The following is a 12,818-nucleotide window of genomic DNA, read 5'->3' on the forward strand; positions in this document are numbered from 1 at the left end:
GCCGGTCCACCGTGTTCCGCCGGATCAGGGATGCGCTGGAGCGGGCCGCCACCGACCGGCTGCCGCCCTGGGACGGGCTGGACGCGCTCGCCACCGAGCTCGGCCTGACGCCGCTTCAGGACGTTGCCGACATCATGCGGCTGTCCGGCAGCGACGGCGCCGCCGTCTACGACACCCTGCGGGCCCGTTCCAAGAGCCTCCGTGACGAACTGCTCGCCGAGGACCTGTCCAGGGCCAACACCGACAGCGAGCGGATGGTGGCGCCGGGCGCGGCGCTCACCCTGCTCATGACGGTGCTGATCGTCTTCCCCGCGCTGTACCAGATGCTCAACGTGATCTAGCCCGCCCGCCCGCCCGCCTGCCCGTCCGATCCGCCCTCCGCCCTCGTCGCCCTGGAGACCACACCATGGTTGCTCTGCGAAACCTGCTCACGGCGCTGTTCCTGCCCGTGAAGCTCTGCCTGTTCGTCTTCCACTACCGGGTCGGCCGGGTCCGCGCGGCCCGCGCGGCCGGTGACCGCGGCGCCATCAGCATCGAACTCGCCCTCGCCATCATCGTGTTGGTGGGCATCGCGGTCGCCATCCTCGGCGTCCTGCTGGGTCTCGCCAACAAGGTGAAGAGCCAGGTACCGAAGGACGCAGTGGTCACGGCACCGTGATCCGACGCCCGACGATCCGTCACCGGCCGGGAGACCGGGGGGCGCTGACCCTCAGCCTCGCCCTGGTCTTCCCGGTGGTGCTCTTCCTGGTCTTCCTCGTGGTCCAGGCCTCGCTGTACTGGTACGCGGGCCAGGCCGCGCTGACGGCTGCCCGCGAGGGGGCCGACGCGGGCCGGGTCAGGGGCGGCACGCCCGAGGCGGGGGAGCGGAAGGCCAGGGAGTTCCTGACCCGGGTCGGCGATCTCGCCGAGCCCGTCACGGTGGACCCGACCGGCGGGGACCCGAACACCTTCAAGATCGTGGTGACCGTCCGGCCGCTGGCGGTGCTCCCGGGCTTCGACGGTTTCACCATCACCCGTCAGGTCACCGCCCCCCGGGAGAAGTTCGTACCCCAGGCGGTCCAACCATGAGGCGCGGCAGGGGGGACCGGGGCAGCGCCGCCCTGGAGGCCGCCATCATCGCGCCGGTGCTGGTCGCTTTCGTACTGATCGCGGTCGCGGCAGGGCGTATTCAGAGCACCGGCGGGGTAGTTGATGCGGCAGCCCGTTCCGGTGCCCGCGCGGCCTCGCTGGCCCGCACGCCGGAGGGGGCGCAGCAGGCGGCGGGGGACGCGGTGCTGGAGGTGCTCCGGGGGCAGGGGGTGCAGTGCGCGCAGGCGACGAGTCCGCCGGTCGAGTACGGCACGCTGAACACCCCGGCCGGCCCCCTCAGCACGGTGACGGTGCGGGTGAGTTGTACCGTCCGGCTGAGCGACCTGCTGGTCGACCTGACGCCGGGCAGCAAGACCCTGACGGCCAGTTTCACCTCGGTGCTGGACCACTACCGGGGGACCGAACCGGGAACGAAGGAGAGACCGCGGTGAGAGCACGGCGGACCGGCGACGCGGACGGCGGCTCGATCGCCCTGTTCGTCGCCATCTGCGCTGCCGGGCTGGTGATGATGATCGGGATCGTGCTGGAGGCCGGGGGCCGGTTGCGGGCGATCGAGACCGCCGACGCCCGGGCCCAGGAGGTGGCCCGGGTGATCGGTCAACAGCTCGACGAGACGGCGCTGCTGCGCGGCGGGGGTTACCTGCTGGCCCAGGACGTGGCCGCCGCCCGGGCGGCCGCCGACGCCTACCTGCAGCCGTACGGTCTGCACGCCGAGATCGGGTTCCGCGAGGGCCGCACGGTGGTGGTGGACATCCGGGCCCAGTACCGGACCACTCTGCTCGGAGCGTTCGCGGTGGAGTCGCTGGAGGTGCGCGGGCATGGCTCGGCCACTCTGGTGCACGGCGTCAAGGAAGCGGAGACTGCCTGAATGGGTGCGGGCAGGACTCTTGATGGGCGTCGGCGCGGCACGGCCGCGGTGGCGCACGGTGTGACGGAAGCGGAGAAGGACTGATGGCCGCGCGACGAGCCAAGGAACAGCACCGGGCCGGTACGGGCACGAGCCCGCCGGCCGGACGGCGGCCGGTGCCGCTGCGGCCCGACCACCGCCGCCGGACGGCCGGTTCGGTGTTCACCGCACTCGGTGCGCTGGTGCTGCTGGCGCTCCTGCTGGTCGGCGTGCCCGCGCTGCTGCTGTACGGGACCACCGCCGTCGCCGACATGGGCGGCCAGAGCACCGACAGCCTGGCCGAACTGCTGACCACCCCGGACGACGGGCGGATCTTCCTCTGGGCGCTGGTCGCGATCGGCTGGGTGGCCTGGCTCTGCTTCGCCGTCTCTGTGCTGCTGGAGATCCCGGCCCAGCTGCGCGGCCGGGTGGCCCGCAGGCTGCCCGCCTTCGGCTGGAGCCAGCGGATCGCGGCCGGGCTGGTCGGCTCGGTGCTGGCCCTGCTGCCGGTGGCCGGTTCGGCCTTCGCCGCCGTGCCCGACCGCCCGGTCGCGGTGGCCCCGGCCCAGCTGACGGCCGCGCCGCAGTACGCCGCGCTGCCCGCCGCCCCGGTGGCGCCCGCGCTCACCCCGGCGGCCGACCCGCAGCCCCGCTACACGGTCCAGGACAGCCGGCCGGCCGACAGCCTCTGGTCGATCGCCGAACGCCAACTCGGCTCCGGTGAGCGGTGGCTGGAGATCGCCAAGCTCAACGACGGCCGGGTGATGGACGATTCGGGCCGCACCTTCGACGCGGACCGGCCGATCCACCCGGGCTGGCAGCTCCTGATGCCGGGCGACGCCAAGACCCAGGCGGCACCGGCTCCCGGGCCTGTGCCCGCGTCCGCGCCCGCCGCGCAGACTCCCGCGCCCCGGCACGCCTCGGTGACCGTCGAGGCGGGGGACACTCTGTCGGCCATCGCGGAGCGGGAGTTGGGCGATGCGGAGGGGTGGCCGAAGCTCTTCGAGGCGAACAAGGGCGTGGCCGCGCCCGACGGTGCGCGGCTGACCGATCCGGACGTGGTGGTGCCGGGCATGGTGCTCGCCATCCCCGGCGCCCCTGCCCCTGCCCCTGCCCCTGCCCCTGCTCCTGCCCCTGCCCCTGCTCCCGCCCCTGCCCCTGCTCCCGCCCCCGTTCCCGATCCTGTGCAGGAGACGCCCGCGCCGGTCACGCCCGCGCCCGTCACCCCTGCTCCCGCTACACCCGCCCCCGCGACCCAGGGCCCGGTGGTCCCGTCCCAGGCGCCGACCCCCGCCGCCCACACGCCTGCCGCCCACACCCCCACCAAGGCGGAAGCGCCGAGCGACGACTACTCCGTGGCGCTGGCCGCCTCGACCGTCGGGGTCCTGCTCGCCGCCGTCCTGGTCGGCACGGTGGCCCGGCGGCGCGGTGACCAGCAGCGGTCCCGCAAGCCCCGGCACCGGATCGCGCTACCCGCCCCGGCCGCGCTCGCCTTCGAGTCCGAGCTGAAGGTCCGTCAGGACGACTCGGGGCTGGCCCTGCTGGACCGGGCGCTGCGCACGCTCGCCCGGAACACCGTCCGGGGCGGCAAGCGCCTGCCCACCCTGGTCGCGGCCCGCATCACCCCCGGCCGTACGGTCGAGCTGCACCTCGCCGCCCCGGCCGCGCCGATCGCGCCGTTCCGGGCCGCGCACGCCCCGAACGTCTGGTGGTGCCCGGACGACTCGTCCGAGCTGCTCGGAGCCTCCCAGGCGGCGAAGAACAACGCCCCGTACCCGGCGCTGGTCACCCTCGGCAGCGCACCGGACGGCTCGGTGGTGCTGGCCGACCTGGAGACCGTCCGGCTGATGCACCTGTCCGGGCACCCGGACGACTCGCACGACGTACTGCGCACCCTGGCCGTCGAGTTGGCGCACAGCCCGCTCGCGGACCGGCTGAACCTGCACCTGGTCGGGCTGGCCGAGGACCTGCCGATCTCCGGCCCGGCGCTGGAGCGGGTGCACCGGCACGACTCGCTGGAGGCGGCGCTCGCCGCGCTCGGACCGCGTACCGCCCGGGCCAGGGCCACCCTGGTGGCCGCGGAGGCGGCCAGTCCCCGGGACGCCCGCAGCCGGGGTCAGGACGACGAGTCCTGGGTGCCGGAGATCGTGCTCTCGGCCCAGCCGCCCAGCGGCAGTCTGCCCACCGAACTCGGCCGGCTGCTCGACGGCACCCCGCGCACCTGCCTGGCCGTCGTCACCCGGGCCCCGGAGCGAGGCAGCGGCCCGGTCGCCCGGTGGACCCTGCCCAGCACCGGCAGTGCCGTCATCCCGGGCCTGCACCTCACGGTGCAGATGCAGCGGCTCAGCCAGGACCAGTACGCCCAGCTCGGCGACCTGCTCCGGTCCTCGGCCGACACCGCCCAACTGCCCGCTCCCGACTGGACCTTGGACGGCGTGGAGCTCGAACCGTCCGAACTCCCGCTGCCGGTACCGGTGCTGGCCGCAGTCGGCGCCTCGTCCGGGAGTGCCGGGCGGACCGTCGCCGAGACGGCCGCCCTCGAAGCGGTCTCCCGGGTGATCGGCACCGGCAGCAGCCCGTTCGCGGGTGTCAGTCCGGCCGCCACGCCCCGGCACTCGGCCAACTCGGTGGGCCTGCACATCAAGTCCCCCGACCCGGTGACCCCGGTCGCGCCGGTCCCGCCCGTGCTCCCCGCTCCCATTTCCACTCCTGCTCCTGCTCCTGCGCCCGACCCGGAGCCGGTCCCGACGCACGAGCCCGCCGCGCCGGTGGCCGACACCACCCCGGCCCGACCCAGCCCGCCACCTGCCGCAGCCCCAACTCCCGCTCCCCGCACCGACAGTGACGACCTGCTCGCCATTCTCCGGTCCCCGGAGGCACACTCGGTCCGTACCGCGCCCCGGATCCGGCTGCTCGGTCCACCCGACGTGCTCGGCACCACCGGACCGGTCACCCCCGAGGGCCAGCCCCGACTGACCGAACTGGCCGCCCTGCTCGCCCTCCGCCCGGGCGCCGACCAGTCCACCCTGGACCGCGCCCTGCACCCCGGCGCCGCCCACCTTGACCCGCACCCCACCACCACCGAACACACCGTCACCCCGATGCCGACCCGGCTGGCCGAACTGGCCACCTGGCTGGGCGAGTCCACCGAGGGCCGGGCCTTCCTCCCGCTCGACGGCGGCGAGGGCCACACCTTCGCACCGACCGTCAGCTGCGACTGGGACGAGTTCCGCAGCCTGTACCGGCGCGGCATGCGCAGCACCAGCAGCACCGCCGACGCCGCCCTCGCCCACGCCCTCGCCCTGGTCCGCGGCGCCCCGTTCGCCGAGGCCCCGGGCTCCGCCTACGGCTGGGCCGAGCCCGAACGCCAGGACATGATCGCCACCATCGTCGACACCGCCCACGAACTGGCCGCCCGCCGCCTTCAGTACGGAGACCACCGCACCGCCGAGGCCGCCATCTTCCGCGGCCTCGCCGTCGCCCCGGACATCGAACTGCTGCACCGCGACCTGTTCTACGCCTACGCCTCGGCCGGCGCCCGCGACCAACTCGTCCGCGCGGTCAACCGCCTGGACGCGCTGAGCCGCCGGACCGGCCGCGACCTCGACCCCGACACCGTGGCCCTGCTCCGCGACCTCCTCTCGGGAGGGTGACCCGGAAGGCCGGTTCTAAAGAGGTGTCCGACTCCTCTCTCCTGCACTGTCCCGCCGAGCCGCGATCAGGGCCAGCACCCCGAGCACGATCAGTCCGGGCGCGCCGGAGACAGGACAGAGAACCTGCAGCGGCACGCCGATGGCGAGCAGATACCAGCCCAGCTGTGCCGGGAGCCTGCCGGTGTCACGGGCGATGCGTTGGCTGAGTGTGCCCAGGGCGAGGAGGCCGAACCCCGCGAGGAAGAACCACATCTCGTACCCGCGTTGCGGATTTCCCGGGACGGCGTTCCAGAATCCGTCGCGGGCCACATCACCGAAGGTGCCGGAGGCGGTCAGGGAGACCGCGAAGTGCACTGCGGCCAGTCCGATCACGAGTCGGGGAATCAACCGGATCATCGTCAGTTTCCTCGATTCGTACGGTTCTTGGGCGTCTGGATGACATGGAGCGGGTCCTGACGGCGAGGGGCGCGAGTGGAGGCAGCGACGTACGCCGTCAGTCCTCCGAGCACCAGACACAGCGGGGAGTACAGCGCCAGGTCCCAGCGGGTGTACTCGGGCGGCCGGCTGGTGCTGGTCAGACCGGAGGAGATCAGACCCGCCGCACCTCGCAGCAGCAGCACGCCCGCGACACCCCATGCGCCGTGGCGCACCAAGCCGCGCGGTGGTACCCGAGGGACCAGGTCGGCCCGCGCCGCAACCACGTAGGCCGCCGCCCCCAGGGCCGCCGCGACTGCGGCCGTCAACTCCGGTGTGGGCAGGTCCGCTTCGGCCACCCCGACCACCGTCCGGGCGATCTCGGCCCGGCCGGCCAGCGGCCAGGGAGAGAAGGTCCAGATCCCGTGCAGCGCCCCGGCCGCTCCGAGGCCGACTGCGGCCGTCCCGGCGGCGAGTTTCGTCAGTGTCATAGTGATCCCCCAGTCCATCCGTACACCCCTGTACGGATGGACCAGACAGTACTGTACGGGGATGACGAGAAAGCAGCTCACCCCCCAGGACTGGTCGACTGCGGCGTTGCGCGCGATGGCACGCGGCGGAGTCGCCGCCGTCTCGGTCAATGCGCTCGCCGGCGAGCTGGGGGCGACACGGGGCAGCTTCTACTGGCATTTCAAGGATCGCGACGCGCTGCTGACGGCCGCACTGGAGATGTGGGAGCAGGACACCACCACAGCCCTGATCTCGGAGCTGGGCGACATCACCGACCCTCGGCAGCGGCTGACGGTCCTGCTCACCACCGCGCTGGGGCAGGAAAGCAGCAACGGCCTGGAGCCCGCGATCGTCGCCCACGCCGATCACCCCGCCGTCGCCCGAGTCCTGCGCCGGGTCACCGAGCGGCGCATCTCCTACCTCACGGACCTCTACGCCGACCTGGGCCTGGCCCCCGCGCCAGCCCGACGTCAGGCAGTCGCCGCGTACGCCGCGTACCTCGGATGGCACGAACTGCGCCGCTCCGTCTGCGACATCGTGCCCGAGGTTGCCACCACAGGTACCGTCGCCAGCGCCGCGCTCGAGCACCTCCTCACCGAGCTGGCCAGACCTGCCATGCACCAGGCGGAGCCGAAGTAGAGCGCGCCACCGCCCCCGAGAGTCCCGCCCACGAGCCCGGAATCGGGCACAGATTGCCCGTGATTCCGTGATGCGTCCACTCGGCAACCGCCGAGGCCCCTTGACCGTCCTGTTGGTTGACGATGGATCATCGAACGGGGAGCGGTTCGTGCGGAGAACGGTGTCGGGGTTCGCGGCGGCAGTCCTGGGGTGCGAGGCGCTGTACGCACTCTTCCTCTGCTCCGGGGTCGTGGAGAAATGGGTGGTCGGAAGGTCGGAGTTCGAGGGCCTGCACCTGAGCGATTTCGCCATCTACATCGGCTGGACAGTCCTGTGCTTCTGGGTCGCGCGCAGCGCCGTACGGCTGCCCAGGGAGCCCTCGGCCGCACACCGGTGGCGCCTGCTCGCGATGGCGGCGCTCCATCTCCTCCTGGCGGTACCCCTGCTCGACTACCAGAACCAGCTGATCCCGTACTGGCTGATCGCGGTTGGAGCCCTGCTGGTGCTGCTCGGCGCGCAGCGGGTACCGAGCAGGTAGTGGGCACGGGCCGTCCCGCCGCCGAGACCGCGTACGTCCTGCCATGCCTGCTCGGTGCCCAGTTCATGGCTTCGGGCACCACGGGCCCCTGCCAGTTCGGCAGGGGCCCGTGGTGTGGACAGCCGAGGAGAGCTGACACCGCTCACCGTCCGGAGGCGGCCTGACGGCCCGGCCTCACTTCAGGTGCCGGGCGAAGAAACGGTCCCCTGTCCTCCACCTCGAACCACGGGGTGCCGGCGTGCCCGCCCAGGTTGGCGTGCAGCGTCTTCTCCCCGGTGCCGAAGGCGTCGAACAGGTCAAGGGCCCGCTGCCGGCAGCGGGACGACGAAGGACTCGAAGATCTCGTCGACCGGCTCGCCGGCCTGCATCGCCCGGCGGAGGTCGGCGCGGGCCGGGAGCTAAGCATTGGTCGCCGTGGTCCCCCAAACGGTTTTTGCGCGAGCTCCGCGGGCCTGAGCCCGGTCACATCCCGGCGAGTTCCGTCCGGATGCGGTCGGTCTCCGCGTCACGCCCGAGCAGGTCCAGCGTCCGCAGTTGGGTGCTGAGAGCCCGCCGCAGCCCCGCGCCGTACCGGCCGGGTGACCGCTCGGACAGGACCCGGTATCCCGCTGCCGCCAACTCCCCCTGAAAGCGGGCCTGTTCGAGTAGACCTTCGGTTGTCAGCTGCTCGGCGGCGGACAGCATGCGGTCCGCCAGCGACTGCTCATGGTCCTCATCGCTCAGCAGGGCCAACTCGCGGAGCGCGGCGGTCGTCTCCTCAGCGCGGCCGAGGTGGGCGCAGACGCAGGCGAGGTTCCAGAGCACCTTCTTGGCCGTCCAGTCGTCGGCCCAGCTGCGGCTCTCCGGTCGGCGCACCAGTTCCACCGACCGGCGGGCGTGGAGCAGGGCCTCCTCCGGTTGGCCGCAGTCGCGCAGGAGCAGGGCGAGGTGCGACAGATGGGCCGCGGGCAGGGCGGACTCCGGGCCGCCCGGTTCGACCTCCGGAAGCAGGCCGACCAGTTCCTGCTGGGCGGCCAGCGCTTCCCCAGGACGACCGGTGCGGGACAGGGCTCGCGCCAGCAGGTCCAGCACCTCGCTCAGCAGCTCGCCGTCCTGTGCGGGGTGCTCGCGCAGGAACTCGGCGGCGCGGCGGGCCGGTTCGACCGCCTCGGCCGGACGGTCAGCTTCGATCAGGTGATCGGCGAGCGCAGCCCGGCGGCCCGCCATCCACGGCCGGTCCGGGCCGGGTGTGCGTTCCTCCAGCGTGAGCGCCTCGGTAAGGTCTGCGATGACCTCGTCGGACCGCCCGAGCTCGTGGCGGATCGCAGCCCGCAGGCCGAGTGCTCCGCTGAGCAGGCCGGTGTGCGGGTGAGGCTGCCGTACGATGAGTCGGCGTCTGACCGCGACGGACTCGTCGAGAGCCGTCAGCGCCTCCTCGTAGCGCGACTGCTTTCCCAGTTCCAGCGCCCTGCTGTACTGGGTCGCCGCGAGCTTCGCGTCGAAGTGGCTCGACCGTCGGTAGACGGCCGTCACCGTACCGAGCACCTCGGCGTGTTCGGCCGGCGGAATGGCTGCGATCAGTCTCCGGTTGAGTGGCGGCACCAGCCGGTGCACCGCGATCTGTGCGAGGACCGCCGGCGCCACACCCCACCAGAGCCCCGTGACCGCGCAGTACACCGCGCCCGCTGCCGGAACAAGCGCCGCCAACGCCGTGGCCCCGAGTCCGGCCTTGGCCCATCCCCCTGTCACCCGCGGGACCCGGCCAGCTGCAGGCTGGTGGGGCCGCGCGGCAGCGGCGGTTCGGCAAGGAATTCGAGTTCGCTCTGCCCCCGGGCCCGGCCTTCTTCAGGTCCCGAGGGCGGCCGCGACCGCAGCTTCGGCATGCAGGCGGGTGGTGGCGAAGACCGGGACGGGGCTGTCGGCGGGGGAGATCAGCAGCTCGATCTCGGTGCAGCCGAGAATGATCCCCTCGGCGCCCTGCGCGACCAACTCCCCGATGACGGAACGGTAGGCGGCCCGCGACTCCTCGCGGATCACGCCCAGGCAGAGCTCGTCGTAGATCACCCGGTGCACCAGCGCACGGCCCGGGGCGTCCGGGGTCAGCACCTCCAGACCGTGCGAGGCCAGCCGGTCCCGGTAGAACGACTGCTCCATGGTGAACGCGGTGCCCAGCAGGCCGACCCGGGTCAGGCCCGCCGACCGGACGGCGAGGGCGGTGGCGTCTGCCAGGTGCAGCAGCGGGACGTCGACGGCGGCCGCCACCTGGTCGGCCACCTTGTGCATGGTGTTGGTGCAGATCAGCAGCAGCTCGGCCCCGGCCGCCTCCAACGACCGTGCGGCGTCGGCGAGTACGACCCCGGCCCGGTCCCACTCCCCGGCGGCCTGGAGCCGTTCGATCTCGGCGAAGTCCACCGACCAGAGCACGCAGCGGGCCGAGTGCAGCCCGCCCAGCCGCTCCCGGGTCAGCTCGTTCAACAGCCGGTAGTACTCGGCGCTGGATTCCCAGCTCATCCCGCCGATCAGTCCGATGACCTTCATCGCTCACCTCCACCCGCGCATCATCGCACCGTCCTGGATCGGTAATGCGCTTGCTATCGCTCGTCCCGTTTCGGTAGACCCGTCCCATGTTGCGTGGAGAGCGAATCGGCCTGCGGGTCCGCCTGGAGTCGGATGTACCGGTACTGCACGAGGAGTTGTACGAGGATGTGCTGACCCGCTCGCGAGCGGACACCCGGCCCTGGCAGCCGACCCCGGTCGGCGCCTCGCCGTACGCGGTGGGGGAGGCCAGTGAGGGCCACGCCGCCTTCACGGTGGTGGAGTTGACGAGCGGTGAGGTGGTCGGCGAGGCGATCGTCTGGGGGATCGACAGCCACAACCGGCTGGCCCACCTCGGGCTGGCCCTGCGGCCCGGCTTCCGGGGGCGCGGCTACGGGGCCGAGTCGGTCCGGGTGATGTGTCAGTACGTGTTCGAGGTACGTGGTTTCCAGCGGGTCCAGCTGGAGACGCTGGCCGACAACGAGCCGATGATCCGGGCCGCCGAGAGCGCCGGGTTCGTCCAGGAAGGGCGGCTGCGGCGGTCCGCGTGGGTGTACGGCGAGTACCTGGACGAGGTGATCCTCGCGCTGCTGGCCGAGGACTGGGCGAAGGCGAAGACGGAGGCGTAGCGGGATGCCGCATCAGGGGTTGGTGATGGCGGGCGTCGAGGTGATCCCGCTGTGCGACGCGGTCGGGCCGATGGGGGATCAGATCGCCCTGCCGCTGCGCGAGATGTTCGGCGGCCCGGACCACCCGGTCTGGACGCGGCCGGGCGCCGCCGACCCCTGGGTGCTGCACTTCCACTGCTACCTGCTGCGCGCCCCGGACGGCCGCACCGTCCTGGTGGACACCGGCCTCGGCGGGCCCGACTCGCCCGCCGCCGGCTGGGCCCCGGTGCCGGGGCGGCTGGCCGCCGAGCTGGCGGCGGCCGGGGTGCGGCCCGAGCAGGTGGACACCGTCGTGCTGACCCATCTGCACAGCGACCACGCGAGCGGCAGCCTGGCGGCTGACGGCGCCACCCCGGCGTTCCCGAACGCCCGCTACCTGGTCCAGCGCACCGAGCTGGACTGGCTGGAGGCGAGCGACTCGCCGCTGCTGGACGCGGTGGTGCGGCCGCTGCGCGCGGCAGGCTGCCTGGACGCCCGGCCGGGTGAGGTGACGCTCGCCCCGGAGATCAAGGTCTTCGCCACCCCCGGCCACACCCCGGGCCACCAGAGCGTGGCGGTCGGCGGACGCCAACTCGTGGTCGCGGGCGACGTGGTGCTGCACCCCGTCCAGCTCGCCGACCCGACGGCGGGCTACGTCTACGACCACTCCCGGGAGGCCGCCACCCGGACCCGGCAGCGGCTGCTGGCGGAACTGACAGCGCGGCACGGCATCCTGGCCACCGCGCACTTCGCGGACCCGTTCACCCAGCTGTGAAACCCGTTCGTCCGAGCACGACACCTCGCACTACCCTCCCGGCATGACCGAATTCCGCTGCCCGCCCAAGCCCGTCCCCGGTGACCGGGTCGCCGTCCTGTCGCCCGCTGCCGGGCTCGCCGAGGTCCTGCCGCTGCCGCACGATCTCGGCGTGCGCCGGCTGGTCGAGGCGTACGGCCTGAAGCCGGTGGAGTACCCGACCACCCGTCAGCTCGGCGCGAGCGCCGAGGCCCGGGCGGCCGACATCCACGCCGCGTTCGCCGACCCGGAGATCAGGGCGGTGATCGCCAGCATCGGCGGCGCCGACCAGATCACCGTGATCCCGCACCTGGACGCCGAGCTGATCCGGGCGAACCCGAAGCCGTTCTTCGGGTTCAGCGACAACACCCACCTGCTGAACTTCCTGCGCAATCTCGGCCTGGTCGGCTACCACGGCGCCGCCGTGATGACCCAGTTCGGCCGCCCGGGCGCCGAGCACCCGCTGACCGCCGAGTCGGTTCGGGCCGCGCTGTTCACCTCCGGCGAGTACGAGCTGCGCCCCTCGGCCGACACCAACGACGTGGAGCGCCGCTGGGAGGACCCGGCGACCTTCGACAGCGAGCCCGTGATGTACGCCGCCGACGGCTGGACCTGGCACAACGCCGACCGGGTGGTGGAGGGCCCGAGCTGGGGCGGCTGCCTGGAGTCGCTCGCCGAGCTGGTGATGGCGGGCCGGGACGTCCGGCCGGTGGCGGAGTACGCGGGCCAGGTGCTGTTCCTGGAGACCTCGGAGGAGCTGCCGAGCAGTACGGCGGTCTACCGCATCCTGCGTGCCTTCGGCGAACGCGGGCTGCTCGCGCAGTTCCCCGCCCTGCTGATGGGCCGGGCCAGGGCCTGGTCCTTCGACCACCCCAACGACGCCGAGGCCCGCGCCGCGTTCCGGGCCGACCAGCGTGCGGCCGTCCTGCGGGCGCTGGCGGAGTACGCCCCCGGAATGCTGGCGGTCTTCGACGTCGACCTCGGGCACACCGACCCGCAACTGGTCATCCCGTACGGCGGCCGGATTCGGGTCGACGGCCCGGCCCGGCGGATCACCGTGACGTACTGACCAGGTAACGGGTGGCCGGTGATCACCACCCGCTCTGGCTCCGTCGCCGGAGCTCGTCGTAAGGTGGCGAGATCGTGGTGGCGGGCA

14 protein-coding genes and 2 pseudogenes are annotated in these 12,818 nt (G+C 73.0%); 11 read left to right on the forward strand and 5 right to left on the reverse strand.

Annotated elements, in window-relative coordinates; genetic code table 11:
• The 6 genes and pseudogenes from ASC99_RS39595 to ASC99_RS35225 all read left to right on the forward strand — a co-directional run.
• Positions 1–341 (forward strand): annotated as a pseudogene (locus ASC99_RS39595) (type II secretion system F family protein); the annotation flags it as partial.
• 65 nt (positions 342–406) lie between these two features.
• Positions 407–658 carry a hypothetical protein gene (locus ASC99_RS35205; protein ID WP_057239824.1) on the forward strand — a complete coding sequence of 84 codons (252 nt, stop codon included), beginning with the start codon at positions 407–409 and terminating at the stop codon, positions 656–658.
• Positions 655–1,068, forward strand: a complete 414-nt coding sequence (locus ASC99_RS35210) for a TadE/TadG family type IV pilus assembly protein (protein ID WP_057239826.1) — start codon at positions 655–657, stop codon at positions 1,066–1,068. The genes ASC99_RS35205 and ASC99_RS35210 overlap by 4 nt, the downstream gene beginning before the upstream one ends.
• Positions 1,065–1,520, forward strand: a complete 456-nt coding sequence (locus ASC99_RS35215; RefSeq protein ID WP_057239828.1) for a TadE/TadG family type IV pilus assembly protein — start codon at positions 1,065–1,067, stop codon at positions 1,518–1,520. The genes ASC99_RS35210 and ASC99_RS35215 overlap by 4 nt, the downstream gene beginning before the upstream one ends.
• Complete coding sequence (locus ASC99_RS35220; protein WP_057239830.1) at positions 1,517–1,957, forward strand: hypothetical protein; 441 nt, start codon at positions 1,517–1,519, stop codon at positions 1,955–1,957. The genes ASC99_RS35215 and ASC99_RS35220 overlap by 4 nt, the downstream gene beginning before the upstream one ends.
• An 83-nt stretch (positions 1,958–2,040) precedes the next feature.
• Positions 2,041–5,628 carry a BTAD domain-containing putative transcriptional regulator gene (locus ASC99_RS35225; RefSeq protein WP_057239832.1) on the forward strand — a complete coding sequence of 1,196 codons (3,588 nt, stop codon included), beginning with the start codon at positions 2,041–2,043 and terminating at the stop codon, positions 5,626–5,628.
• 15 nt (positions 5,629–5,643) lie between these two features.
• Here the strand turns inward: ASC99_RS35225 and ASC99_RS35230 are convergent, their stop codons facing one another.
• Together ASC99_RS35230 and ASC99_RS35235 are read right to left on the reverse strand one after the other, a co-directional pair.
• Positions 5,644–6,024 (reverse strand): DUF6463 family protein, encoded by a 381-nt coding sequence (locus tag ASC99_RS35230; protein ID WP_057239835.1) that lies wholly within the window; start codon positions 6,022–6,024, stop codon positions 5,644–5,646.
• A gap of 2 nt (positions 6,025–6,026) precedes the next feature.
• On the reverse strand, positions 6,027–6,533 hold the full coding sequence (locus ASC99_RS35235) for a DUF3995 domain-containing protein (RefSeq protein ID WP_057239837.1): 507 nt from the start codon (positions 6,531–6,533) through the stop codon (positions 6,027–6,029).
• Between the two features lie 61 nt (positions 6,534–6,594).
• On the opposite strand from ASC99_RS35235, the gene ASC99_RS35240 reads away from it, so the two are divergent.
• On the forward strand, positions 6,595–7,191 hold the full coding sequence (locus ASC99_RS35240) for a TetR/AcrR family transcriptional regulator (protein ID WP_057239839.1): 597 nt from the start codon (positions 6,595–6,597) through the stop codon (positions 7,189–7,191).
• A gap of 148 nt (positions 7,192–7,339) precedes the next feature.
• Positions 7,340–7,708: a hypothetical protein gene (locus ASC99_RS35245; RefSeq protein ID WP_157531949.1), complete on the forward strand. Its 369-nt coding sequence runs from the start codon at positions 7,340–7,342 to the stop codon at positions 7,706–7,708.
• A gap of 174 nt (positions 7,709–7,882) precedes the next feature.
• Here ASC99_RS35245 and ASC99_RS42460 read toward each other — a convergent pair.
• From ASC99_RS42460 to ASC99_RS35255, 3 genes and pseudogenes are all read right to left on the reverse strand, one after another.
• Positions 7,883–8,021: pseudogene (locus tag ASC99_RS42460) on the reverse strand (alpha/beta hydrolase); the annotation flags it as partial.
• 149 nt (positions 8,022–8,170) lie between these two features.
• Positions 8,171–9,436 (reverse strand): tetratricopeptide repeat protein, encoded by a 1,266-nt coding sequence (locus ASC99_RS35250; protein WP_157531950.1) that lies wholly within the window; start codon positions 9,434–9,436, stop codon positions 8,171–8,173.
• Positions 9,437–9,532: 96 nt separating this feature from the next.
• The gene (locus tag ASC99_RS35255) at positions 9,533–10,225 is read right to left on the reverse strand and encodes an aspartate/glutamate racemase family protein (protein WP_057239844.1); all 693 of its coding nucleotides are present in this window, start codon (positions 10,223–10,225) and stop codon (positions 9,533–9,535) included.
• Positions 10,226–10,311: 86 nt separating this feature from the next.
• On the opposite strand from ASC99_RS35255, the gene ASC99_RS35260 reads away from it, so the two are divergent.
• From ASC99_RS35260 to ASC99_RS35270, 3 genes are read left to right on the forward strand one after another with little or no spacing between them, the layout of a single operon-like run.
• Positions 10,312–10,851 (forward strand): GNAT family N-acetyltransferase, encoded by a 540-nt coding sequence (locus tag ASC99_RS35260; protein ID WP_057239847.1) that lies wholly within the window; start codon positions 10,312–10,314, stop codon positions 10,849–10,851.
• 4 nt (positions 10,852–10,855) lie between these two features.
• Positions 10,856–11,644, forward strand: coding sequence for an MBL fold metallo-hydrolase (locus tag ASC99_RS35265; protein ID WP_057239849.1), 789 nt, complete (start codon positions 10,856–10,858; stop codon positions 11,642–11,644).
• Between the two features lie 43 nt (positions 11,645–11,687).
• The gene (locus ASC99_RS35270) at positions 11,688–12,731 is read left to right on the forward strand and encodes a S66 peptidase family protein (protein WP_057239851.1); all 1,044 of its coding nucleotides are present in this window, start codon (positions 11,688–11,690) and stop codon (positions 12,729–12,731) included.
• Positions 12,732–12,818: the final 87 nt, after the last annotated feature.

The sequence above is a fragment of the Kitasatospora sp. Root107 genome (assembly GCF_001424875.1).
Classification (GTDB): domain Bacteria; phylum Actinomycetota; class Actinomycetes; order Streptomycetales; family Streptomycetaceae; genus Kitasatospora.